This is a genomic window from Pseudonocardia abyssalis (assembly GCF_019263705.2).
Classification (GTDB): Bacteria; Actinomycetota; Actinomycetes; order Mycobacteriales; family Pseudonocardiaceae; genus Pseudonocardia; species Pseudonocardia abyssalis.
Genome location: NZ_JADQDK010000001.1, coordinates 3690963 through 3714589, shown reverse-complemented (window position 1 = coordinate 3714589; position 23627 = coordinate 3690963). Strand labels below are relative to the sequence as shown.

Annotated in this window: 23 protein-coding genes; 12 read left to right on the top strand and 11 right to left on the bottom strand. The window is 73.3% G+C overall.

Annotation, left to right across the window (positions count from 1 at the left end; genetic code table 11):
• The first annotated feature begins 9 nt into the window (after positions 1 to 9).
• Positions 10 to 1587, top strand: a complete 1578-nt coding sequence (locus tag I4I81_RS18025; protein WP_218616205.1) for a sensor histidine kinase — start codon at positions 10 to 12, stop codon at positions 1585 to 1587.
• On the top strand, positions 1584 to 2252 hold the full coding sequence (locus tag I4I81_RS18020) for a response regulator (RefSeq protein WP_218616204.1): 669 nt from the start codon (positions 1584 to 1586) through the stop codon (positions 2250 to 2252). The genes I4I81_RS18025 and I4I81_RS18020 overlap by 4 nt, the downstream gene beginning before the upstream one ends.
• On the opposite strand, the gene I4I81_RS18015 is transcribed toward I4I81_RS18020, so the two are convergent.
• The 3 genes from I4I81_RS18015 to I4I81_RS18005 form a co-directional block, all read right to left on the bottom strand.
• Complete coding sequence (locus I4I81_RS18015) at positions 2234 to 3103, bottom strand: alpha/beta fold hydrolase (protein ID WP_218605027.1); 870 nt, start codon at positions 3101 to 3103, stop codon at positions 2234 to 2236. The two genes, I4I81_RS18020 and I4I81_RS18015, sit on opposite strands and share 19 nt — an antisense overlap.
• 72 nt (positions 3104 to 3175) lie before the next feature.
• Positions 3176 to 3487, bottom strand: a complete 312-nt coding sequence (mihF, locus tag I4I81_RS18010) for an integration host factor, actinobacterial type (protein ID WP_218605026.1) — start codon at positions 3485 to 3487, stop codon at positions 3176 to 3178.
• A 181-nt stretch (positions 3488 to 3668) separates the two neighbouring features.
• A complete protein-coding gene (locus I4I81_RS18005) occupies positions 3669 to 5024 on the bottom strand; it encodes a cation:dicarboxylate symporter family transporter (RefSeq protein ID WP_218605025.1) in 1356 nt (451 codons plus the stop codon).
• Between the two features lie 134 nt (positions 5025 to 5158).
• On the opposite strand from I4I81_RS18005, the gene I4I81_RS18000 reads away from it, so the two are divergent.
• Both I4I81_RS18000 and I4I81_RS17995 read left to right on the top strand, forming a co-directional pair.
• Complete coding sequence (locus I4I81_RS18000; protein ID WP_226363438.1) at positions 5159 to 6760, top strand: sensor histidine kinase; 1602 nt, start codon at positions 5159 to 5161, stop codon at positions 6758 to 6760.
• The gene (locus tag I4I81_RS17995) at positions 6757 to 7455 is read left to right on the top strand and encodes a response regulator (RefSeq protein WP_225924626.1); all 699 of its coding nucleotides are present in this window, start codon (positions 6757 to 6759) and stop codon (positions 7453 to 7455) included. Before I4I81_RS18000 ends, I4I81_RS17995 begins: the two co-directional genes overlap by 4 nt.
• A gap of 6 nt (positions 7456 to 7461) precedes the next feature.
• On the opposite strand, the gene I4I81_RS17990 is transcribed toward I4I81_RS17995, so the two are convergent.
• A complete protein-coding gene (locus tag I4I81_RS17990; RefSeq protein ID WP_218616203.1) occupies positions 7462 to 9768 on the bottom strand; it encodes an LCP family protein in 2307 nt (768 codons plus the stop codon).
• Between the two features lie 426 nt (positions 9769 to 10194).
• On the opposite strand from I4I81_RS17990, the gene I4I81_RS17985 reads away from it, so the two are divergent.
• The 5 genes from I4I81_RS17985 to I4I81_RS17965 all read left to right on the top strand — a co-directional run bounded on the left by I4I81_RS17985 (position 10195) and on the right by I4I81_RS17965 (position 14138).
• The gene (locus tag I4I81_RS17985; RefSeq protein WP_218603853.1) at positions 10195 to 10872 is read left to right on the top strand and encodes an IspD/TarI family cytidylyltransferase; all 678 of its coding nucleotides are present in this window, start codon (positions 10195 to 10197) and stop codon (positions 10870 to 10872) included.
• Positions 10873 to 11012: 140 nt separating this feature from the next.
• The gene (locus I4I81_RS17980) at positions 11013 to 11969 is read left to right on the top strand and encodes a ferritin-like domain-containing protein (protein ID WP_226363437.1); all 957 of its coding nucleotides are present in this window, start codon (positions 11013 to 11015) and stop codon (positions 11967 to 11969) included.
• Positions 11970 to 12067: 98 nt separating this feature from the next.
• Entirely contained in the window at positions 12068 to 12337 is a 270-nt protein-coding gene (tatA, locus tag I4I81_RS17975; RefSeq protein ID WP_218603848.1) for a Sec-independent protein translocase subunit TatA, read from the top strand.
• A gap of 197 nt (positions 12338 to 12534) precedes the next feature.
• Positions 12535 to 13341: an amino acid kinase family protein gene (locus tag I4I81_RS17970; RefSeq protein WP_226363436.1), complete on the top strand. Its 807-nt coding sequence runs from the start codon at positions 12535 to 12537 to the stop codon at positions 13339 to 13341.
• 11 nt (positions 13342 to 13352) lie between these two features.
• A complete protein-coding gene (locus I4I81_RS17965; RefSeq protein WP_218603847.1) occupies positions 13353 to 14138 on the top strand; it encodes an amino acid kinase family protein in 786 nt (261 codons plus the stop codon).
• Positions 14139 to 15045: 907 nt separating this feature from the next.
• Here I4I81_RS17965 and I4I81_RS17960 read toward each other — a convergent pair.
• Genes I4I81_RS17960 through I4I81_RS17945 form a run of 4 tightly spaced genes read right to left on the bottom strand, consistent with a single transcriptional unit; the run spans position 15046 to position 19578 of the window.
• Complete coding sequence (locus I4I81_RS17960; protein ID WP_218603850.1) at positions 15046 to 16047, bottom strand: TIGR03842 family LLM class F420-dependent oxidoreductase; 1002 nt, start codon at positions 16045 to 16047, stop codon at positions 15046 to 15048.
• Between the two features lie 5 nt (positions 16048 to 16052).
• Positions 16053 to 17438 (bottom strand): dihydropyrimidinase, encoded by a 1386-nt coding sequence (gene hydA / locus I4I81_RS17955; RefSeq protein ID WP_218603846.1) that lies wholly within the window; start codon positions 17436 to 17438, stop codon positions 16053 to 16055.
• Complete coding sequence (locus I4I81_RS17950) at positions 17435 to 18721, bottom strand: aspartate aminotransferase family protein (protein WP_218603845.1); 1287 nt, start codon at positions 18719 to 18721, stop codon at positions 17435 to 17437. Before I4I81_RS17950 ends, hydA begins: the two co-directional genes overlap by 4 nt.
• A gap of 11 nt (positions 18722 to 18732) precedes the next feature.
• Positions 18733 to 19578, bottom strand: coding sequence for a nitrilase-related carbon-nitrogen hydrolase (locus I4I81_RS17945; protein WP_218603844.1), 846 nt, complete (start codon positions 19576 to 19578; stop codon positions 18733 to 18735).
• Between the two features lie 180 nt (positions 19579 to 19758).
• On the opposite strand from I4I81_RS17945, the gene I4I81_RS17940 reads away from it, so the two are divergent.
• The 3 genes from I4I81_RS17940 (at position 19759) to I4I81_RS17930 (ending at position 21925) form a co-directional block, all read left to right on the top strand.
• A complete protein-coding gene (locus tag I4I81_RS17940; RefSeq protein WP_218603843.1) occupies positions 19759 to 20610 on the top strand; it encodes an LLM class flavin-dependent oxidoreductase in 852 nt (283 codons plus the stop codon).
• Between the two features lie 44 nt (positions 20611 to 20654).
• Positions 20655 to 20852 (top strand): hypothetical protein, encoded by a 198-nt coding sequence (locus I4I81_RS17935; RefSeq protein ID WP_218603842.1) that lies wholly within the window; start codon positions 20655 to 20657, stop codon positions 20850 to 20852.
• Positions 20853 to 20965: 113 nt separating this feature from the next.
• Positions 20966 to 21925 carry an IS481 family transposase gene (locus I4I81_RS17930; protein WP_218616194.1) on the top strand — a complete coding sequence of 320 codons (960 nt, stop codon included), beginning with the start codon at positions 20966 to 20968 and terminating at the stop codon, positions 21923 to 21925.
• Here the strand turns inward: I4I81_RS17930 and I4I81_RS17925 are convergent.
• From I4I81_RS17925 to I4I81_RS17915, 3 genes are all read right to left on the bottom strand, one after another.
• On the bottom strand, positions 21922 to 22419 hold the full coding sequence (locus I4I81_RS17925; protein WP_218616202.1) for a hypothetical protein: 498 nt from the start codon (positions 22417 to 22419) through the stop codon (positions 21922 to 21924). The genes I4I81_RS17930 and I4I81_RS17925 overlap by 4 nt on opposite strands.
• 62 nt (positions 22420 to 22481) lie before the next feature.
• A complete protein-coding gene (hypB, locus tag I4I81_RS17920) occupies positions 22482 to 23264 on the bottom strand; it encodes a hydrogenase nickel incorporation protein HypB (protein WP_218603705.1) in 783 nt (260 codons plus the stop codon).
• Position 23265: 1 nt separating this feature from the next.
• Positions 23266 to 23604 carry a hydrogenase maturation nickel metallochaperone HypA gene (locus I4I81_RS17915; RefSeq protein ID WP_218603706.1) on the bottom strand — a complete coding sequence of 113 codons (339 nt, stop codon included), beginning with the start codon at positions 23602 to 23604 and terminating at the stop codon, positions 23266 to 23268.
• Positions 23605 to 23627 lie beyond the last annotated feature (23 nt).

Sequence of the window (23627 nt, the reverse complement as noted above, 5' to 3'; positions counted from 1 at the left end):
GCTGCGGACATGCCCGGACGACCTGCCGCACGCCGCACGCTGGCGCGGCAGTTCCTGGGGTGGCAGCTCGGCATCGTCGCCCTGCTCCTCGCCGCCGTCGCCGTGCTCGCCGTGACGCAGTCCGACGCCGCGTTCCGGGAGACCGAGGGCAGGCGGATGCTGTCGGTCGCCGAGGACGTCGCCGCCACCGCGGCGCTGCGGCAGAGCCTGGTGGTGGGCGAGTACGGCCCGCTGCCCGGCATCGCGACGACCGCGCGGAACCTCTCGGGGGCCGACGAGATCGCCGTCGCCGACGCCGACCTGGTGGTCCGCACCGCCGCCGACCCCGCCGACGTCGGGCGGCCGTTCGAACTGGGGGCCAGCACCGCGGTGACCGGCCGGTCCTGGGTCGGCTACCCGGACGGGCGCACGGTCGTCGCGCAGGTGCCGGTGATCGCCGACGACGGGACGGTCGCCGGGATCGTCGAGGCCCGCGTCGAGGCCCCGCCGCTGCTCACCGGGCTCGCCGCCGCGCCGGGCCGGACCGCGGTGCTGCTCGGCGTCGCTCTCGTCGTCGGGGTGGTGGGGTCGCTGCTGCTGGCCCGCCGGGTCCGCCGGCAGACCCTCGGGCTGGAGCCCGCGGAGATCGTCGAGCTGGTGCAGCGGCGCGAGGCGATGCTGCTCGGCGTCAAGGAGGGGGTGGTCGGCATGGACGCCGCGCACCGCGTGACGCTGCTCAACGGCGCCGCGCGCGAGCTGCTCGACCTGCCCGCCGACGCCGAGCGCGGCATGCCCGAGCTCGACGCCCTCGACGACCGCCTGCGCGACGTCCTCACCGGCGCGAGCGCGGGGGAGGACCAGGTCGTGCTGCGCGGGGCGCGGGTGCTCGTGCTCAACCGGATGCCGGTCGTCGTCGACGGGACGGAGGTGGGGGCGGTCGTGACGCTGCGGGACCGCACCGAGCTCGCCACCCTGCAGGACCGCCTCGACGCCTCCCGGCACGTCACCGACACCCTGCGCGCGCAGACCCACGAGTTCGCGAACCGGCTGCACACGATCGCCGGGCTCACCGAGCTGGGCGAGCACGACGAGGTGCGCCGGTTCGTCGCGGGTGTGGTGGCGGAGTCCGGGCAGTGGCGGCGCGAGGTCACCGAGCGGGTCGGCGACCCGGCCGCGGCGGCCCTGCTGGTGGCGAAGGCGAGCCTGGCCACCGAGCGGGGCGTCGCGCTGCGGCTCGCGGCCGGCACCCGGCTCGCCGCCGCCCGCCGCGACGCCGCGTTCTCCGCCGACGTCGTGACGGTGCTGGGCAACCTCGTCGACAACGCGATCGACGCCGCGGGTGCGGGCGGGTGGGTCGAGGCCGGGCTCGACGGCACCGGGGACGGCGTGCGGGTCACCGTCCGCGACTCCGGCCCCGGGGTCGCGACGGAGCTCGCCGACGAGGTGTTCCGGCACGGCTTCACGACGAAGGCGGCCGAGGAGCCCGGTGGGCGCGGGCTGGGGCTCGCCCTCGCCCGGCAGGTGTGCCTGCGCCGGGGTGGCACGATCGCGGTGCACAACGAGGACGGTGCGGTGTTCACCGCGACGCTGCCGGGGGTGGACCGATGAAGGTGCTCGTCGTCGACGACGACTTCATGGTGGCCCGCGTGCACAGCGGCTACGTCGCCCGGATCCCCGGGTGCACCGTGGTGGGCGTCGCGCACACCGGCGGCGACGCGCTGCGGATGGCGAAGGCGCTGCGCCCGGACCTCGTGCTGCTCGACGTCTACCTGCCCGACGTCTCCGGGCTGGAGGTGCTGCGGCTGCTGCGCACGGGTGCCACCGACGACCCGTTCGTCCTGATGATCACCGCGGCCGACGACTCGGTGACCGTCACCGGGGCCCTGCACGGCGGGGCCGCGCACTACCTCGTGAAGCCCTTCGACGCGGCCGTGCTGGCCCAGCACGTGGAGCGGATCGGGCGGGTGCGTGGGCGGCTGGCGGGGCTGGACCGGGCGGGTCAGGACGACATCGACACCGTGTTCGGCTCGCGCCCCGGCGTCGCCACCCGACTGCCGAAGGGGCTGACGTCGACCACCGCCCGGATCGTCGAGAAGGTGCTGCGCGACGCCGACGGCGACCTGTCCGCGTCGGAGTGCGCCGAGCGCACCGAGCTGTCGAGGGTCAGCGCCCGGCGCTACCTGGAGCATTTCGTCGAGACCGGGGCGGCGGTGGTGCGGCAGCGCTACGGCGGCACCGGTCGTCCCGAGCGCCGTTACCGCTGGGGGGCGTGAGCCCCGGTCGTCTGCGTCAGGATCGCCGCCGCCAGCGGCGCCACCACCGTGCCCGTGATCGCGTGGCCCATCCCCGGGATCCGCACCAGCCGTCCGCGGCCCAGCGCCCGGGCCAGGTGCCCGGAGTGCGGCGGCGGGTTGATCGGGTCCTCCGGCGCCTCGACGACCAGCACAGGCACCTCGACGGCGGCGAGCTCGTCGCCCCGGTCGAGGCCGTCCTGGGCGGCGCGGGCGTGTGCGGCGGTGTTGTCGTGGCGCCCGGCGTGGGCGATCACCCGCCGCTCCAGTGCGCGGAACCCGTCGGCGTCGAACGGGGTGCCGGTGCCGCTGAGCAGCCGCCAGTGCGCGACGCGCCAGTCGAGCTCGGCGTCGACGTCGCGGGGGTCGGCCATGTGCTCCCAGAGCGCGAGCAGCTCCGCCGACGGCGGCGGCAGGTCGGGCGAGCCGTACCCGCCGAGCGCGGCGGTGCAGAACACCGTGGCCGTGGCGACGCGCCCGGGCGCGTCGAGCAGCATCAGCTGTACCAGGACCCCGCCCAGCGACATCCCGACGACGTGCGCCCGCGGCACGTCGAACGCGTCGAGGACGGCCACGGCGTCGCGGGCGAGCTCGGCGATCGCGTAGGGGCGCTCGTCGAACGCCCACGTCGAGCGGCCGGTGTCGCGGTGGTCGTAGCGGATCACGCGGTGGCGCTCGGCGAGCCGGGCGACCAGCTCGTCGGGCCAGGTGAGCCCGGAGGCGTTGGCGCCCATCACGAGCAGTACGGGCTCGGGCGCGGGGTCCGAGCCGGTGGCGGGGAGGTCCTCGGCCCAGAGCCGGACACCGGGGGCGACGTCGACGAGGCGTTCCACGGCGGTCAGCCTGCCACAGCACGCCGCCCGGCCCCGCGGGTGCGCGGGGCCGGGCGGCGTGGGTGGAGCTGCTTACTTGAGGGCGTCGAGCAGCGCCTGGCGCTGACGGTCGCCGAGGCCGGCGGCGCGGCGCGAGACGTCGATGCCGGTCTGCTCCAGCAGCGCCGTGACCTTGGCCGGGCCGTAACCGGGCAGGCTCTTCAGCAGGTCGGCGACCTTGGTCTTCCCGACGATCGTGTCGGACTTGGCGCGGTCGAGCACCGCGGGGATCGTCTCCTCGCCACGGGCGATCGCGTCGCGCAGCTCCTTGCGGGCGGTGCGGGCGGCAGCCGCCTTCTTGAGGGCGTCGGCGCGCTGCTCGGGGGTGAGCGTGGGCAGTGCCATCTCGGGTGTCTCCTCTCCGTGCGTCCACCCCGGACGGGTGTCGACGCAGGTCATCTTCACCGACCAGCCTGACAGAACCGCACACCGCGCCGCGGGCGACCCCCTGGTGAGGGCCCTGACGCCGGTGCGCGAACGGCCCTCCCGGCGTGCGGAGGGCCGTTCGTCGCGGGGCGGGTGCCGGTCAGGTCTGCGAGCCCGCGGTGTCCTTGGTCAGCGACGGCGGCGCGCTGTCGGCCGGGTCGTGGTCGTCGTCGACCATCGTGGCCTCGTCGAACGGGTCCTGACCGGCGAAGACGCGGTCGGCCTTGGCGCGGTCGAACTCGCCGACCCAGTGCCCGATGAGCACGGTCGCGACGGCGTTGCCGGCGAAGTTGGTGACCGCGCGGGCCTCGGACATGAACCGGTCGATGCCGACGATCAGGCCGACGCCGTCGACCAGGTCGGGACGGTGCGACTGCAGGCCGGCGGCCAGCGTGGCGAGACCGGCACCGGTGACGCCCGCGGCGCCCTTCGACGCGACGATCATGAACACCAGCAACGAGATCTGCTCCCCCAGTGCGAGCGGCGAGCCCTGCGCGGTGGCGATGAACAGCGACGCCATCGTCAGGTAGATGGCGGTGCCGTCGAGGTTGAACGAGTAACCGGTGGGCACAGTGATGCCGACGACCGGGCGGGAGACGCCCAGGTGCTCCATCTTCGCGATGAGCCGCGGCAGGGCCGACTCCGACGACGAGGTCGAGACGATCAGCAGGAACTCGCGGCCCAGGTACTTGAGCAGCGTGAAGATGTTGATCCCGGCGCCGAGACGCAGCACCAGGCCCAGGATGCCGAAGACGAACAGCGCGCAGGTGAGGTAGAAGCCGAGCATGATCTGCAGCAGCGCACCGACCGCGGCCCAGCCGGTCTCGCCGACGACCGCCGCGATCGCGCCGAACGCGCCGATCGGGGCGAGCCACAGGATCATCGTCAGGATCTTGAAGACCAGCTTCTGGAAGTACCCGATGCCGCGCAGGATCGGCTCGCCCTTGGTGCCCAGTGCCTGCACCGCGAAGCCGACGAGCAGCGCCACGAACAGCGTCTGCAGCACGCTGGTGCCCACCAGCGGCGACACCAGGGTGTCGGGGATGAGGTCGAGGCCCTCGCTCTCGGTGACCTCGTAGGGCTCGTCGGGCAGGACCAGGCCGGAGCCGGGCTGCACGATGTTGCCGACGATCAGGCCGATGCCCAGCGCCGCCGTCGACATCGTCAGGAAGTAGCCCAGCGCGATCGCCCCGACCTTGCCCACCTTGGCCGCCTGCTTGACCGCCCCGATGCCGAGCACGATGGTGCAGAAGATGATCGGGGAGATCATCATCTTGATCAGGTCGACGAAGCTCGAACCGATCGGCTTGAGCGACTTGGCGAAGTCGGGTGCGACGATGCCCACGGCCACACCGAGGACGACGGCGATGATCACGGCGATGTAGAGGTAGTGGGTGCGGTCCCGCTTCGGAGCGGGCCCTGTCCCTGGAGTGGTTGACTCGGTGCTGGTGGACACGGGTTCCCCTTCGAATCCGATGGACCGGTGCGTTGCGCGTCCTCGACGGGAACGGCACCCTTCCGGCACAGGATGAGGGGAGTTGTGGTGCGCCTCACCCTTTCGTTCATTTCGTTCGACGGAGCGTACGTAGCGTGATCCTTCTGCGCCTGGTGAGGCGGTGGAGCCTCGCGGCCCAGCTGTTCGCGCTGCAGGCTGCGTTGGTCGCGCTGGTGCTCGGTGGCGTCGGCGCGGCCACCTACCTGCAGTTCGTCGGCGACAACGAGCGCGAGACGGCCGAGGAGATGCTCGGCGTCGCGCACACCCTCGCCGCGGTGCCGGACGTCGCCGCGGCCCTGGACGACCCCGACCCGTCCGCGGTGCTCCAGCCCCTGACCGAGCGGGTGCGGGCCGACACCGCCACCGACTTCGTCGTGGTCATGACGCCGGCCGGCGTCCGGTACTCCCACACCGACCCCGCCGAGATCGGGCGCACGTTCATCGGGACGATCGGGCCCGCCGCGGCCGGGAACACCACGTTCACCGAGACCTACACCGGCACGCTGGGGCCGTCGGTCCGCGCGGTGGTGCCGGTCGTCGATCCCGCGGACGGGCGGGTCGTGGCGCTGGTATCGGTCGGGCGCACCGTCACGGCGGTGTCGCGGGAGCTGGCCGGGCGGCTGCCGCTGCTGCTGGCCGTCGCTGCGGCCGCGCTGGGCGCGGCCGCGCTGGGGTCCTGGCTGGTCAGCCGGTGGCTGCGGCGCACCACGCACGATATGGGGCCGGCCGAGCTGTCGCGGATGTACGAGTACTACGACACGGTGCTGCACTCGGTCCGGGAGGGGCTGCTGCTGCTCGACCGCGGCGGCCGCGTGCAGCTGGTCAACGACGAGGCCCGCCGGCTGCTCACGCTGCCGGCGGAGACCACGGGCCGGCCCGTCGACGCGCTCGGGCTGCCCCATGCGCTGGGTGTCGCGCTCGCGGCCGGGGAGCGCCGCTCCGACGAGATCCACCTGACGGCCGAGCGGATCGTCGTGGTCAACCAGGCCCCGGCCCGCTGGGCCGGCCGCGACCTCGGCACGGTGGTGACACTGCGCGACCACACCGAGCTGAGGGCGCTGAGCAGCGAGCTGGAGACGATCCGCGGGTTCGCGCAGTCGCTCAACGCTCAGGCCCACGAGGCGGCCAACCAGCTGCACACCGTGGTCTCGCTGATCGAGCTGGGCCGCGCGGAGGAGGCGCTGACCTACGCGACCGCCGAGCTGGAGCTGGCCCGCCACCTCACCGACGCCGTGCTCGCCGGCATCGCGGTGCCCGAGCTCGCCGCGCTCGTCGTCGGCAAGGCTGCGGAGGCGGGGGAGCGCGGTGTCGAGCTGGGACTCGGGGAGGGCGCGCAGGTACCCGACGGGCTCGCCGACCCCCGCGACCTGGTCACGATCGTCGGCAACCTGCTCGACAACGCCGTCGACGCCTCGCTCGACGGCCCCGAGCCGCGGTGGGTGCGCCTCGACGCGGGCTGCGACGAGGACGGGTTCGTCCTGCGCGTCTCCGACAGCGGCCCCGGGCTCGACGACCCCGAGGCGGCGTTCGCGAGCGGGTGGAGCACCAAGCCGACGGACGGGCTGGGGCGCGGGCTCGGCCTCGCGCTCGTCCGCAGGGCCGTGCACCGCCACGGCGGTACCGTCTCGGCCGGGAACGCCCCGGGCGGCGGGGCCGAGCTGCGGGTGCGGCTGCCGGTCCGGGAGGCCCGCGCATGAACGACGACGGGCCCGTGATCCGCACCCTCGTCGTCGACGACGACCCGATCGCGCTCGACGCCCACGTCGCCTACGTGGAGCGCGTCCGCGGGTTCGCCGTGGTCGGGCGCGCCGCCACGGGGACCGCGGCGCTGCGGGCGCTCGCGATCCGGCCCGTCGACCTCGTCCTGCTCGACGTCCACCTGCCGGACATGAGCGGTCTCGACGTGCTGCGCCGCATGCGCGCCGCGGGCCACGCCTGCGACGTGATCATGGTGACCCGCTCCCGCGACCTGGAGGTCGTGCGCGCCGCCGTCGCGTTCGGCGCCACGCAGTACCTGATGAAGCCGTTCCCGGCGGGTGTCGTGCGCGCGAAGCTGGAGGGCTACCTGGCCTACCGGGAGACCGACCCGGGCCCACTCGTCGCCCAGTCCGACGTCGACGGCCTGCTCGACGCCCTGCGCGCCCCGTCGGTGGAGAGCGGGCTGCCCAAGGGGATCAGCCGCGAGTCGCTCGAGCAGGTCGCCGGGGTGCTCGGCCCCGACGCCGGGCGCACCGCGGTGGAGGTCGCCGACCTCGTCGGGGTCTCGCGGGTCACCGCGCGTCGCTACCTCGAGCACCTCGCCGACACCGGTCTGGCCGAGCGGACCCTGCGCTACGGCAGCACCGGGCGTCCGCAGGTCGAGTACACCTGGCGGCCCCACGGCGGTACCTGAGCGGCCTCAGCAGGCCTGGGCGACCGACACCGGCGTCGAGGTCAGCGGGGCCTCGGAGGTGCCGTCGGTGCCCGATCCGCCGCCCTCCGCGTCCTCGTCGGCCTCGTTCGTCTGCGGGATGTCCGACGGGGCCGCGGCGACGGTGGGCGGGGTCGCCGCCGGGTCGCGGGTGATCGCGTCCTGCACGACCTCGCGCATCAGGTCGAAGTTCGGGTCGCCGGTGTTGAAGCGGCCGTCGGACTGGTCGGGGTCGGGCAGGTTCGGGTCGAACGCGACGCTCTCCAGCTGGATCGGGCCGTCGGCGACCGACAGCAGCGCGGGCAGTGCCTGCTGCGGGATGTCGGTGGAGACGCTGTCGGTGGTGGCGGTCGCGATCGACTGGAAGTTGGTGAGCAGCTCGGTGGGCTGGTTCTGGTCGAGGATGTTCTGCAGCAGGCAGCGCTGGCGGCCCATCCGCACGTAGTCGGTGGAGTTGGTGCGGGAGCGGGCGAACGCGAGCGCGTCCTCGCCGCTGAGCTGCTGGACGCCGGGCTCGATGTAGCCGGTGGGCGGCACCGCGCGGCCGGTCGGGCTGATCCCGCCGATCGGGATGCGGTCGGGGCCGACGTCGACCCGGACCCCGCCGAGTGAGTCGATGATCGCGGCGAACCCGGCCATGTCGAGCTCGACGAAGTAGTCGAGGTCGAGCCCGAGCATGTACGAGATCGTCTGGTGCAGCAGGTTGAGCCCGGGGTCGTCGGTGGGCCCGGCCGGGGCCAGGTCCGGGTACTCGTGGCCGTAGGCGTAGACGGCGTTGAGGTAGTAGTTGCCCGACGGGCCCGCGCTGTCGTGGAAGCCGTCGGGGAACTCCTCGGCCATCGGCGACCCGGGCGGGAACTGCGCGTAGGCGATGTTGCGCGGCAGGCTGAACAGCGTCGTGCGCCCGGAGGTGGTGTCGATGCTCGCGACCATCATCGTGTCGGTGCGGGTGCCGGTGCGGTCGGGCCCGGCGTCGCTGCCGACGAGCAGCAGGTTGACGCGGGGGCCCAGCGCGGCGGCGCTGCCGGCGTCGTCGGCGAACAGGTCGCCGAGCACGGTGCGCGAGGAGTTGGCGAGGTTGGCCGCGAACCCGAGCGGTGCCGCGACCACGAGGCACAGCGCGGTGACGACCGCGACCCCGACCGCGCGATGCCCGGTGTCGAGCCCGCGTGGCTGGGAGATCAGCCAGGTGCGGACGATCACCGCGATCCAGGCGAGCGCCGCGACCACGCACGCGACGGCGGCGACGGCGAGGCCCCGCGAGGACAGCAGCAGGGCGAGCAGGTCCGAGCGCCGCAGCGTGGCCAGCAGCGCGACGAGCGTGGCGATCGCCAGCAGGAAGGGGCCGAGGATCAGCCAGCCGGTGCGGCGGCGGTGCAGCATGAGGTGCCCACTGCCCGGGGCGACGGTGGCGGCCGCGGTCGTGAGCAGCGCGCGGCCCAGTGTGCGGGGCCTGCGCCGGCCCGTGCGCCGGACCGGGGGCGGGGTGCCGCGGCGGCCGCGCGTCGCAGGGTCCTTCCCGGCAGCGGCCTTGTCCACCTCGTCTGCGGCGGCCTTCCCGGTAGCGGCCCTCGCCGTCGCGGCCCTCGCCGTCGCGGCACCGCCCGATCCCGTCGCCCCGTGCGCCGGTGTGCCCGCCGCCTCGGTGCGGGTCGGCTTCGCGGTCGCCGGGGCGGCGGCCTTCGGCGGGCCCGCCGTCGCGGCCGTGGCCTTCGCGGGGGGAGCGGTCGACGGTGAGCCCGAGGCCGAGCCCGGGCCCGAGCCCGAGCCCGGGGTGCCGGAGGGACGCGAGGGGCGGCGGCCGGCGTCGGCCGGTGGGGTGCGACGGACCGGCCGCGTGCGCAGGTCGTCCTCGTCCGCCGGGGTCGGCCGGGCCGCGGGCGGGCGCGGGGTGATCCGGGTCACCGGCTCGGCGGGATCGCGCCGGGGGGCCGCGCGGCGGGCCGCGTCGGCGGCACCCCGCTCGTAGGACGAGCGCAGGCGGGGAGCGACGGGCCGGGTCGGGTCCTCGACGAGCGGCGGCTCGGCGGCGGGACGTCGGCGCGACGGCGGCGGGGGGACCGCGCGGCCGGTCGCGCGGGTCCGGCCGCGCTCGCGGCGTTCCCGCTCCAGCTCGCGGCGTTCCCGCTCCAGCTCCCGGCGTTCGAGGTCGCGACGCTCGACCTCGCGGCGTTCGGCCTCCCGACGCTGCTGCTCGAGGCGTTCGCGCTCGGATCGGCGCGGCCACGGGGCGTCGGAGCCGGGATCGGGTCGGGGCGGCGTTCGGTCACGCCCCGGTCGGGCCCGGTCGTCCACTGCTGGTCACCCCCAGCCCTTCCTGTGCTCGCCCTGCCCCGGTGCTCGGGGCCGTGATGCCGCGTCCTGTCGCATCCGGGCTCGACGGTGAGACCACTTCCGACAGTACTGTGCGTGACCGCCGACCGAACGCCGCACCTCGTCAGGTCGACGCGGAAACGACATCCGGGCGCACACCGGTCAGGAGGACGGTGCGCTCCCACAGCGCCCGGGCCACGACACGGTCGTGCGATGCGGCGGAGCTGCCCTCCGGACGCGGGGCTCCCGCGACCTCGCCGGGCCCGCCGGGCCGATGTAGGAGCCGCCGAGGAAGTTGGTGCCGATCTGCATCTCGAAGGGGGGCGATGTCGGAAACGGTCCACCGGTCCATGGAACGACGGTCCCAGCGACCCCGATACTGGTGGGGTGCGGGTGGGTGCGGCGGCGATGGTGCTGGCCGGAGGCAGCGGCAGCCGGGTCGGCGCCGACCGGAACAAGGTGTACCTGCCGGTGGCGGGTCGCTCGGTGCTGGCCTGGTCGGTCGATGCACTGGCCGGTGCACCGGGCGTCGGGCCGGTGGTGCTGGTCGTCCGCGCCGAGGACCGGGAGCAGGCGCGCCGCGTGCTCGCGGAGGAGTGCGAGCACGCCTCCGCGGTCGAGGTCGTCGACGGTGGGGCGACCCGGCAGGGCTCCGAGCTGGCCGGGCTCCGCGCGCTCGCCGCGCGTATCTCCTCCGGCGAGGTCGACGTCGTGCTGGTCCACGACGGTGCGCGGCCACTGGCCGGGCCGGGGCTCGTCGCCGAGGTACTGCGCGTGGCCCGGGAGTCCGGTGGAGCGGTGCCGGGGGTGGGGCGCACCGACCTGGCGGTGGCCGACGGGACCGGTCTGTCGGCCCCCGTACGGCTGACGGCGGTGCAGACCCCGCAGGGCTTCCGTGCCGCGCCGCTGCTGGCCGCCTACGAGCGCGCCGAGCGGGAGGGGTTCGCCGGGACCGACACGGCGTCGTGCGTGGAGCGGTTCGCCCCGGAGGTGGCGGTGCGCCTCGTCGCAGGCGACCCGCGCAACGTCAAGATCACCTATGCGCACGACCTCGACGTGGTCGCGGGCGCCCTCGCGGGGCCCTGACCAGCCGCAGGGACTTCATTCACGGCGTCCGGCCGTACCGGGCCGGCGGTCGGTCTCGTTGACCCGAATGGCGGCACGGCTGTGCCGGGACCCGTACCCCAGCACGGGTTCGTCGAGAACGTCGCACCGAGGAGAACGCAGTGTTCGAGGGATTCAGCAAGGCATTCGTGCGCGAGGCCATCAACCGGAGCGCTGAGAACGCCGTCGACCGTCGCCGCTTCCTGCGTGCCGCGGGCATGACCGGCCTGGGCGTCGCGGGAGTCGCCGGTGGCGGCCTGGCGCTGTCCGGTGCGGCGTTCGCGTCGGACGACAGCGACGACGGCGCCGCGACCGACGCGGCCGTCCTCAACTTCGCGCTCAACCTCGAGTACCTCGAGGCCGAGTTCTACCTGCGCGGCGCGTTCGGCGAGGGCCTCAACGACGACCAGATCGACGGCTCCGGCAAGCTCGGTGAGGTCACCGGCGGCTACAAGGTCGACTTCGAGTCGAAGCTGGCCAAGCAGTACGCGATCGAGATCGCGCAGGACGAGCGCGACCACGTCGACTTCCTCCGCGCCGCCCTCGGTGACGCCAAGGTCGCGCGCCCCGCGATCGACCTGCAGGACGCGTTCTCCGCCGCCGCGCAGGCCGCAGGCCTCGTCGGCCCGGGCGAGGCCTTCGACGTCTTCGCCAACGAGGACAACTTCCTCCTCGGCGCCTACGTCTTCGAGGACGTGGGCGTCACGGCCTACAAGGGCGCCTCGCCGCTCATCACCAACAAGACCTTCCTCGAGGCGGCCGCCGGCATCCTCGCGGTCGAGGCGTACCACGCGGGTCTCATCCGCACGGTGCTGCTGGCCAAGGGCTTCGAGGACGCCGCGGGCGCCATCTCCGACGCGCGCGACAGCCTCGACGGCGACACCGACCTCGACCAGGGCATCGTCGACTCCGACGGCAACAGCAACATCGTGCCGACCGACGAGAACGGCATCGCGTACTCGCGCACCGCCGGCCAGGTCCTCAACATCGTCTACCTGAACCCGGCGTCGGTCACCTCGGGCGGCTTCTTCCCGAACGGCGTCAACGGCGGCATCAACACCAGCGACGACAACGCCTGACCGGTTTCACCACATCGCGGGCGAGCAGGACCGGAACCCCGGCCCTGCTCGCCCGTTGTACTCCGTAAGTGCCCTGAACCCTGACGGAAGGAAATCCCGTGCCGAATCTCGGTGGTTGGGAACTCATCGTCCTGCTCGGCGTCCTCTTGCTGATCTTCGGCGCGAAGAAGCTCCCCGACATGGCCCGGTCGATCGGCCAGTCCGCCCGCGTGTTCAAGGGTGAGATGAAGGGGCTCAAGGAGGACGGCAAGACCGACGGTGCCGCGCCTGCCGCGCCTGCCGCGCACCCGAGTTCGACGCTGCCCGTCATCGACGCGCCCGCCCCGACCGCGCAGATGCCGGTCGTGGAGGCCGAGCGCGTCCGTTGACCGTTCAGTGATGCAGCTCACACCGGGTCGGTGTGAGCCGCCTCGGCGGTCGGCGACGGCCTTCCGGACCGAACGCGCGTGCCGCTGACGATCACGGCCCCGCGTTTCCGGCGCCGCCACCTGATCGTGCACGACTCGATCCGCCGCTACCGTCCTCCCGTGCGTCCGGTGCCAGCCGGGCGCGGGAGGAGGACGACGTGACGGCAGGTGGCCTCGAGGCCCTGTTGACGAGCCGGACGCTGAGCGATCCGGAACTGATGGCGGCGACCGACACGGTCCCGGACCAGCGGATCCTGCCGGACGTGAGCGTCCTGAAGATCGGCGGCCAGAGCCTGATGGACCGCGGTCGCGCCGCGGTGTACCCGGTGGTCGAGGAGCTCGTCGCGGCCAAGGCGCAGCACCCGATGCTGATCGGCACCGGTGGCGGCACCCGCGCCCGGCACGCCTACTCCCTCGCCGCGGAGCTGGGCCTGCCCACCGGCGTGCTGTCCGACGTCGGCTCGGCGGTGGCCGGCCAGAACGCGTCGATGCTCGGGTTCCTGATGGCCCGCCACGGCGTCCCGGTGATCGACGCGGGCGCGCTCGGCGCCCTGCCGCTCTACCTCGCCGAGGCCCGCGCCGCGATCTTCCCCGGCATGCCGCCCTACGACATGTGGCAGCACGTGCCCGCCGAGGGCGTCATCCCGCCCTACCGCACCGACGCCGGCTGCTACCTCGTCGCGGAGGCTTACGGCTGCAAGCAGATGATCTTCGTCAAGGACGAGGACGGGCTGTACACCGCGAACCCGAAGACCGACTCCTCGGCCACGCTCATCGAGCGGATCACCGTCGACGAGCTGATCGAGCGGGACCTGCCCGACCTCGTCGTCGAGCGGCCCGTGCTGGAGCTCATGCGCCGCGCCCGGTTCGTCCGGCAGATCCAGGTGATCAACGGCCTGAAGCCCGGCCTGATCACGCGCGCCCTGCAGGGCGAGCACGTCGGCACGATCATCACCGCAGCCTGAGGAGCACCGTCATGACTTCTTCGAAAGACGTCCCGTCCCTCCTGATGCGCCAGACGCTGCTCGACCGCGAGCTCGTCAAACCCGTCGGCCGCCCCGTCATCCGACTCCTGCCGTGGCTGGAGGTCGTCTCCATCGGCGGTACCGCGATCATGGACCGTGGTGCCGACGCCGTGCTGTCCGTCGTCGACGAGCTGCGCGCGGCCCTGCCCGAGCACCGCCTGCTCATCACGACCGGCGCCGGCATCCGCGCCCGGCACGTGCTCGGTGTGGGCCTCGACCTCGGCCTGCCCACCGCCGCGCTCGCCGGTCTCGCCGCCACCGAGGCCGAGCAGAACGGCCACATGGTCGCCGCCCTGCTCGCCGCCGACGGCGTCTCCTACGTCGCGCACGAGACCGTCGCGCACCAGCTCGCCGCGCACCTGCAGGCCAGCCGCGCGGTCGTCTCCAACGGCTACCCGCCCTACGGCCGCCACGAGTTCCCGCCCGCCGTCGGCAAGATCCCGGTGCACCGTGGCGACGCGGGCACCTTCCTGCTCGCCGACGCCTACGGCGCCGCCAACGTGGTGTTCGTCAAGGACGTCGACGGGGTCGACGTGGGCTCCGGCGTGGTCGGGCGGATCGGCGCGGCCGAGCTGCTCGACACGAAGCCGGAGGCACTGCCGATCGACCCGCTCGTCCTGCAGCTGATGGCCAACGCCAAGCACGTGCGGGAGATCCGGATCGTCAACGGCCGCACCCCCGGCGCACTCACCCGCGCACTGGCGGGCGAGGACGTGGGCACGGTGATCCACGCCTGAATCCCCCCCCGAGGCCCGGCGTCTCGGCCACCCGACGGCCCGGTTGCTCGGTGGTTCCTGCGCGGCAGGGCCCGGCCCGGGCAGGCCCGGCCCCGCCCGGCAGCCCGGCTGGTCGGCGGCCGTGAGGCCCGGCCTTCCCGCCGGTACCCGGATCGATCGGCGGCGCGGTGGTGTCTCGGCGCTGGTGGGCGGTCGGACGTACGCCACGACGCGGGCTCTTCGGTGCCCGGTCGTCGGTGGCGCGGGCCGCCCGGCGAGTCTGCCGCCTGTGTCCGGTGGGTCGGCCGTTGCCGCGTGGACGGGTGCGGGGAGTGGTCGTCCGCTGGCGGGCCGGTCCACCGAGGGTCACGACGCCGGCCGGTCGGGTGCGTCTCGGCGTGGATCGGTGGGGTTCGGATCCGGGACCACCGGGTGTCTCGCCCGCTTCGGCGGGAGGGTGTGGGCCGGGGTCGGGCACGTCGGTCGGGAACAGCCGTCAGCTCGGCCCGGGTATCGGTCGTTCCTGTCGACCGGGCCTGCCGGTTGCCGCGACCCGACCTTCGCCGGGCCGGATGTCATCCGGCGATGACGGATTCTCGGCTGTCGGGGTGGCTGCGGCTCGCCATCCGGGTGTTTCGCGGACGTGGTTGTGGAATGTGCGGAGTCCGCGTCCGTTGTCGAAACTCGGTGTGGTCGCCGTCCTTCCGGCGGTGGATGTGGTCGAGGTGGCGGATGGGTGCGAGTCCGACCTGGGCGGCGATGCTGCGTTCGAGCTTCTCCGGATCGACGTCACCGATGGCGGTCTGCGATTGCGCGGGTGCTTTCGCGAACGCGAGAACGGCATCGGACTGCTCGGCGGCGATGGCCGCTTTCCGGCAGGCGACGCACGATGCGGCGCGCCCGACGGGCGGGGGTGGAGCGGGTCATCTCAGAGTGCCGGGATCACCGACTCCCCGTACGCCTCGATCGTCGCCTCCCGCGCGTCGTGCATGGCGTAGACCGCGAACTGGTCGACGCCGAGCCCGCGCAGCTCGGCGAGGCGGTCCAGGTGGGCGGCCGGCGGGCCGAGCAGGCAGAAGCGGTCGACGACCTCGTCGGGCACGAACGTCGTCGACGCGTTGCCGGCGCGGCCGTGGTGGCTGTAGTCGTAGCCGTCGCGGTCCTTGATGTAGCCGGTCAGCGCGGCGGGGACCATCTCCGACCCCGAGCCGTAGCGCGTCACGAGGTCGGCCACGTGGTTGCCGACCATCCCGCCGAACCAGCGGCACTGGTCGCGGGCGTGGTCGAGGTCGGAGGAGACGTACGCGGGTGCCGCGACGCAGATGGTGATCGACGCCGGGTCGCGGCCCGCAGCCTCCGCGGCCGCGCGCACGGTCCTGACCGTCCACTCGACGAGATAGGGGTCGGCGAGCTGGAGGATGAACCCGTCGGCGCAGCGGCCGACGAGGTCGAGTGCCTTGGGCCCGTAGCCGGCCATCCACACCGGCAGCTCGGGCACTCCTTCGGCGACCCACGGGATCCGCACCTCGGTGCCCGCGAGGTCGACGGCCCGGCCCCCGGCCAGCTCCCGGATGACGTGCATCGACTCCTCGAGCCGCGCCAACGTCGTCGGGGGGCGGCCCTGCACGCGCACCGCGGAGTCGCCGCGGCCGATGCCGCAGATCGTCCGGTGCCCGAACTGCTCGTCGAGCGTGGCGTGCATGGAGGCGATGACGGTCCAGTCGCGGGTGCCGGGGTTGGTCACCATCGGCCCGACGACGAGCCGCGACGTCCGCTCCAGGATCCGCGGGTAGACGACGTAGGGCTCCTGCCAGAGCACGTGCGAGTCGAACGTCCAGCCGTGGCTGAAGCCCAGGCCCTCCGCGCGGACCATCAGGTCGACGACGGTCTGCGCGGGCGGGTCGGTCTGCAGGACCAGCCCGATGTCCATCCCGGTCATCGCAGGTACTGGCAGGTGTCGCGGCGCAGGTACGCGCCGTCGCCGGGCTTTCCGTGGTACGCGCCGCCGTCGATCACGACGCGACCGCGCGACAGCACCGTCTCGACCTTCCCGGTGATCTCCTTGCCCTCGTACGCCGAGTAGTCGACGGCCATGTGGTGCGTCTGCGCCGAGATCGTCTGACGAGCGGCCGGGTCGTAGATCACGATGTCGGCGTCCGCGCCCGGGGCGATGGTGCCCTTGCGCGGGTAGAGGCCGAACATGCGCGCCGGGGTGGCGCAGGCGATCTCGATCCAGCGCCGTCGCGAGATGTGCCCGTCGACGACGCCCTGGTGCAGCAGGTCCATCCGGTTCTCGACGCCCGGCAGCCCGTTGGGGATCTTGGAGAAGTCGCCGATCCCCATCTCCTTCTGCCCGGTGAAGCAGAACGGGCAGTGGTCGGTGGACACGACCGACAGGTCGTCGGTGCGCAGCCCCCGCCACAGGTCGGCCTGGTGGTCCTTCGGCCGCAGCGGCGTCGAGCAGACGTACTTGGCGCCCTCGAAGCCCGGCCGCGCCAGGTCGTCGGTGGACAGGAACAGGTACTGCGGGCAGGTCTCGGCGAAGGCGTTGAAGCCCTCGTCGCGGGCCCTCGCGATTTCCGCGAGGGCCGAGCGCGCCGAGAGGTGCACGACGTAGAGCGGGGCGCCCGCGACCTGGGCCAGCTTGATCGCGCGGTGCGTCGCCTCGGTCTCCAGCAGCTCACGGCGGACCTCGCCGTGCACGCGCGGGTCGGTCTCCCCGCGGGCGAGCGCCTGCTCCACGAGGACGTCGATCGCGATGCCGTTCTCCGCGTGCATCATCGTCAGCGCGCCGGTCTCGGCGCCCTTCTGCATCGCGCGCAGGATCTTGCCGTCGTCGCTGTAGAACACGCCGGGATAGGCCATGAACAGCTTGAAGCTGGTGACGCCCTCGCCGACCAGCGTCTCCATCTCCTTGAGCGAGGAGTCGTTGACGTCGGCGAGGATCATGTGGAACGCGTAGTCGATCGCGCAGCGGCCCTCCGCCTTCGCGTGCCACGCGTCGAGGCCCTCGCGCAGCGAGCCGCCGACCGACTGGATCGCGAAGTCGACGATCGTCGTCGTGCCGCCCCAGGCCGCGGCCCGGGTGCCGGTCTCGAACGTGTCGGCGGCGTAGGTGCCGCCGAAGGGCATCTCCATGTGCGTGTGGGCGTCGACGCCGCCGGGGATGACGTACTTCCCTCCGGCGTCGATGACGGTGTCGGCGGTCCAGTTCCGGCCGACGCCCAGTGCCACGACCGTGCCGTCCTCGACGAGCACGTCGACGGCCATCTCGTCGGCCGCGGTGATGACGGTGCCGCCGGTGATGAGCGTGCGCGTCACGGGGTCGCCTCCTCGATCGCGGCGAGCAGGGCGGCCAGTCCCGCCGCCGCCTCCTCCGCCGTCAGGGTCAGGGGTGGGGCGATGCGCAGGACGTTGCCGTGCAGCCCGCCCTTCCCGACCAGTAGACCGCGGCGCTTGCAGCCCTCCAGCACGGCTGTCGCGATCTCCGGGGCGGGGTCGCCGGGCGTGCCCGTACCGGGGCGCACGAGCTCGACGCCCAGCATCAGGCCCTTCCCCCGGACGTCCCCGACGACCGGGCTGTCGAGGGCGCGCAGGCCGTCGAACAGGACCGGGCCCTGGAGCGCGGCGTTGGCCTGGAGCTTGTGGTCGAGCAGGTAGCGCAGGTTCGCGAGCGCACCCGCGGACGTCAGCGGGGAGCCGCCGAACGTCGAGATGTGGTTGGCGCCCAACGAGTCCATGATCGACGCCGGGGCGATCACGCCGCCCATCGACAGGCCGTTGCCGATGCCTTTCGCGAACGTCACGAGGTCCGGCACGGCCCCGCTGGCCTGCCAGCCCCAGAAGTGCTCGCCCGTGCGGCCCCAACCGGTCTGCACCTCGTCGGAGATCCACAGGATCCCCTTCTCCCGCAGCACCTCGGCGAAGGCGCCGAGTAGCCCGTCGGGGCCGGAGGTGAACCCGCCGACGCCCTGGATCGGCTCCGCGATGAACGCCGCGACGTCGCCGCCCGCCTGGTCGAGCACCTCGCGCAGGTCGGCGACGCACGCCGCGATGTACTCGCCGTCGGACAGGCCCGCGAACGGCGAGCGGTACTGCTGCCCGCCGTGCACGTAGTAGGTCTGGAACGGGGAGAGCGACGTCGGGCTCCACGACCGGTTGCCGGTGATCGCGATCGTCGAGAACGAGCGGCCGTGGTAGCTGTTGCGCAGCGCCAGGATCTGGTTGCTCCGCCGCAGCGACGACGCCAGCAGCAGTGCCGCGTCGTTGGCCTCGGTGCCCGACGGCGTCAGGAACACCTTCGCGTCGGGGATCTCCGACACCGTCGCGATCTGCTCCGCCAGCTCCACCATCGGCCGGTTCAGGTACAGCGTGGAGCTGTGGATGATCTTGCCGGCCTGGTCTGCGACGGCCTGCGTCACCTCGGGCAGCGCGTGCGCCGTCATCGTGGTGAGGATGCCGCCGAAGAAGTCGAGGTAGCGGTTGCCGTCGGAGTCCCAGACGTGGCGGCCGTCGCCGCGGTCGAGCTCGATCGGCTCGTCGTAGTAGATGGCGAGCCAGGACGGCAGGACCGCGCGCGTCCGCTTCAGCAGTTCCGAGCTCATGGTCTGCGGACTCACTGGGCGACCAGCGGGCCGTAGGCGTCGGGGCGGCGGTCGCGGTAGAACGCCCACTGCTGGCGCACCTCGTCGATCAGGCCGAGGTCGAGGTCGCGGACGACGAGCTCCTCGTCGGAGCCCGAGGCGGGCTCTCCGACGAACTGCCCGCGCGGGTCGACGAAGTAGCTCGTGCCGTAGAAGTCGTTGTCGCCGTACTCCTCCACCCCGACGCGGTTGATCGCGGCGACGAAGTACTCGTTCGCGACGGCCGCGGCGGGCTGCTCCAGCTTCCACAGGTAGGAGCTCAGCCCGCGGCTCGTGGCCGACGGGTTGAACACGATCTGCGCCCCGGCCAGGCCCAGTGCGCGCCAGCCCTCGGGGAAGTGCCGGTCGTAGCAGATGTAGACGCCGATCCGGCCGACCGCGGTCTCGAAGATCGGCCAGCCGAGGTTGCCGGGTCGGAAGTAGAACTTCTCCCAGAAGCCCTTGACCTGGGGGATGTGGTGCTTGCGGTACTTGCCGAGCACGGTGCCGTCGGCGTCGATCACGGCCGCGGTGTTGTAGTAGTGCCCGGAGTCCTCCACCTCGAAGACCGGCACGACCAGCACCATCCCGGTCTCCCGGGCGAGCGCCTGCATCCGCACGACGGTCGGGCCGTCGGGCACCCGCTCGGCCCACCGGTAGTGCTCGGCCTCCTGCACCTGGCAGAAGTAGGGCGCGTTGAAGACCTCCTGGAAGCCCATCACCTGCGCCCCCTGCTCGGCGGCGGCCCGCGCGTAGGACTCGTGCACCTCGATCATGGACGCGGTGTCCCCGGTCCACTTCGCCTGCAGGATGGCGGCCCGGACGATCCCGTCGGTCATGCGCCTCACGTCCTTCGAACTCGACAGCGGCCCACTGTCGGACCGGGGGACCGGTCCGCGCAAGGGGATCGTCACTCTCGCCCCCCGGCGGGGTGCCGGACAAGATCGCGGACCGGACCGTCACGCGTCGTTCACACGGCCGGTGTCGTTGCTCTGCGTGGTCGCCGGTAGCGTTCCGTCATGCGGCTCGGGTATCTCACTCACGTGGCCGGTTCGGCGCCCGCGCAGGCCTACCGCGACACGGTGACCCTCGCCGTCGCCGCCGAGGAGCTCGGCTACTCCTCGTTCTGGGTCGCCCAGCACCACGACGGCCATCTCGACGGGCTGCTGCCCTCACCGCTCGTGCTGCTCGCCGCGGTGGCCCAGGCGACCTCGACGATCCGGCTCGGCACCGCCGTCGTCGTCGCCGCGCTGGAGGACCCGCGGCGCCTCGCCGAGGACGCCGCGGTGCTCGACGTGCTCAGCGGCGGCCGCCTGGAACTGGGTGTCGGGGCCGGGGCCGACGCCACCGCCTCGGAGACCTTCGGGCGCGACCACTCCCTGCGCCACGACGAGTGCGCGACCGCCGTCGACGCCCTGCGCGCCCACCTCGCGGAGATCGTGCCCGCCGCCCCCGGCCTGGGCGGGCGGCTGTGGCAGGCCACCGGCACCCCCGACGGCGTCGCCGCGGCCGGGGCGCGGGGCATGGGGATCCTGACCGGCCGGGCCGACGCCGCCCCGCACCTCGCCCGCTACTGGGCCCGGGCCGCGGGCGAGCCGCGCGTCGCGGCCGTGCGGGTCCTCGGGCCGGGGGAACGGCCGGGCGCGCTGCTGGAGCGCTGGCGCACCGACCCGGCCCGGGAGTGGAGCACGGAACTGCTGGTGCAGACCCAGCCCGCGCACGCCCCCGTCGAGACCCATCTCGCGACGCTGCGCGCGCTCGTGGCCCCTCCACGCGACCCCGACCGGCCCGCTCCGGTGGCGCCGTTGGTGGCCGCGCTGCGCAGTGGCCCGCGTCGCGCGCCGGTTCCGTCCGGCCGAGCCGCCACCTAGTCTCGGTGGGACGTGTCCGTTCGACCACCGGGAGTGACCTCGACATGCGCCACATCGCCACGTTCTGCGGACAGTGCAACTGCGGCTGCCCGGAGCTGTTCGTCGACGACGCCGCCGTGCCGGAGAAGCGCATCGTCATCACCGACGACTTCGGCCAGCGCATCCAGATGAGTGTCGGTCAGCTCTCCGACCTCGTCGACGACATCCGCAAGGGCGTCCTCGACGAGGTGCTGGTCGGCTAGGTGTACTGCCCACAGAGGTTGAGAACGACACGCGACAGATGATCTTGGCGTAAGGGAGGGCCTCCAGGTCCGGTGTGGATAGCGACATCTGCACCCGACCCAAGGAGGCCCTCGTGCTCCACCGTAACGCCCCGCTGTCCGAGACCGGCCGGCTCCGCCTCGCCCGCTGCGTCGTCGAGGACGGGTGGCCACTGCGCCGCGCCGCGGAACGGTTCCAGGTCTCAGTCGGCACCGCGAAGCGTTGGTCAAGCCGCTACCGCACCGAAGGCCCAGCCGGGATGGTCGACCGTTCCTCCCGCCCGCACCACAGCCCGAACCAAACCCCGACCCGCACCGAGCGACGCATCATCAAAGTCCGGGTCCTGCGCCGCTGGGGACCGGCCCGGATCGGGTTCCTGCTCGGCATCGCCTCCTCCACCGTGCACCGGGTCCTGACCCGCTTCGGCATGGCCCGTCTGGCCCACCTCGACCGCACCACCGGCCAGACCGTCCGCCGCTACGAACACAAACAGCCTGGTGACCTGGTCCACGTCGACATCAAGAAGCTGGGCAACATCCCCGACGGCGGCGGCCACAAGACCCTCGGCCGCGCCGCTGGCCGCCGCAACAGAGGTAGCCGAAAGATCGGCTACAGCTACCTGCACAACGCCCTGGACGACCACTCACGCCTGGCCTACACCGAGATCCTGCCCGACGAGCGCAAGACCACCGCGGCACAGTTCTGGGCCCGCGCCGCGGCCTGGTTCCACGCACAAGGCATCGAGAACATCGCCCGCGTCCTGACCGACAACGGGTCCTGCTACCGCTCCCGCGACTTCGCCCAAGCCCTGCACAACACCGACACCGTCCACAAACGGACCCGCCCCTACCGGCCCCAAACCAACGGCAAGGTCGAGCGGTTCAACCGCACCCTGCTCGACGAATGGGCCTACGCCCAGCCCTACCGCACCGAGACCGCCCGACGAGCCGCCTTGCCCGACTGGCTGCACTACTACAACCATCACCGCGGACACACCGCGATCGGCGGCCCACCCGCCACCCGAGTCCCCAACCTCACGGGACAGAACAGCTAGGGCGCCTCGGCCCGGCCGCCCTCCGGCGTCACGGCGAACCACTTCTCGCCGACGCCGTTGCCGTCGGTGGCGCCGGGGGCGGAGTCGGCGGCGTAGCGGTACACCGGCCAGCCGGCGATGGTGAGCTGCACGCCGCCGTCCTCGCGGGTGATCGTGCCGATCGCGGCCTGGTCGACGCCGTCGACGGTCAGCGGAGTACCGGGCTCGGCGAGCACCGGCGGCCAGGTCGTCGCGCAGTCACCCGCGCAGTTCGACGTCGGCGGGTCGGCGGTGTCGCTGTCGAAACGGTAGAGCGTCCAGCCCAGCCCGTCGACGACGACGGCGCCCAGCTGGGCCGTGCTGTTCGCGGTGAGGACGGTGCCCGCGGGGGCGGTCAGGGTCTCGGGTGCGGCCGCGGGGGCGCTGCCGTACCCGTCGTCGGCGGCGCCGCCACAGGCCGTCAGGGCGACGGCGGCGACCGCCGTGACGGCGGCGAGTGCGGAAGTGCGGAACATGGGTGAACCTCCGTGGGGGAGCGGTGTGTCCACCCTCCACACGGCCGCGGCGGCGGAGTGGTTCAGCCGGGTCGCGAGGTGAGCCACGCGCACCACGCGTCGACGCCCTGCCCGGTGCGGGCGCTGGTCTCGACGACCGTGACGCCGGGGTTCACCGCCTGCAGGTTCCGGTGGAACAGCGGCAGGTCGAAGTCCAGGTGCGGGAGCAGGTCGATCTTGTTGACGAGCACGAGGTCGGCCGAGCGGAACATCACCGGGTACTTCAGCGGCTTCTCCTCGCCCTCGGTGATCGCGTAGACCATCGCGCGCCGGTGCTCGCCGACCGCGAACTCGGCCGGGCACACGAGGTTGCCGACGTTCTCGACGATCACCAGGTCGAGCTCGGGCAGGGGCAGGCGGGCGAGCGCGGAGCGCACCATCGGGGCGTCGAGGTGGCACTCCCCGCCGAAGCCGTTGGCCGTGTTGAGCAGGCTGATCTCGGCGCCGAGCCCGGCGAGCCGGTCGGCGTCGATGCTGGTCTCGATGTCGCCCTCGACGATCCCGACGCGCACCCGGGGCGGGTGGGCGCGGCCCAGCCTGATCAACGTCTCGCGCAGCAGCGCGGTCTTGCCCGCGCCGGGGGCGGACATGAGGTTGACGCAGGTGACACCGGCCGCGTCCAGGTCGGCCCGGTTGGCGGCGGCGGTGTGGTCGTTCTCGCCGAAGATCCGTTCCAGCACCTCGACGCGCTCGCCCCCGGTGGCGTAGCCGGAGTGGTCGCCGCGGTCGGCGGAGTGGCCGTGGCCGTGGCCGTCGTGGCCGCTGCCGTCGTGGCCGCTGCCGTCGTGCCGGTGGAAACGACCCATGTCAGGCCTCCGCGAGATCGAGTGTGGTGATCAGGAACTCCTCGCCCGCGACGATCTCGACGTCCTGCCCGCCGCAGTTCCCGCAGATCAGCACGGACTCCGCGAGGGACTGCCTGCGGTCGCACGGGCGGCACCGGATCGCGCCCGGGATGCTCTCGACCCGCAGCTCGGAGGAGGCGAGCGGGGTGTCGGCGTTCATCAGGGCCCAGCAGTACACGAGCGTGTCGGGGACGATCTGGCGCAGCGCTCCGACCTGCAGGTGCACGATCCGCACCTCCCGGCCGGCGGCGTGCCGGTCGACGATGTCGACGATCGAGCGGCAGATCGACAGCTCGTGCACGGGGCCTCCCGGGTGTGACCGTA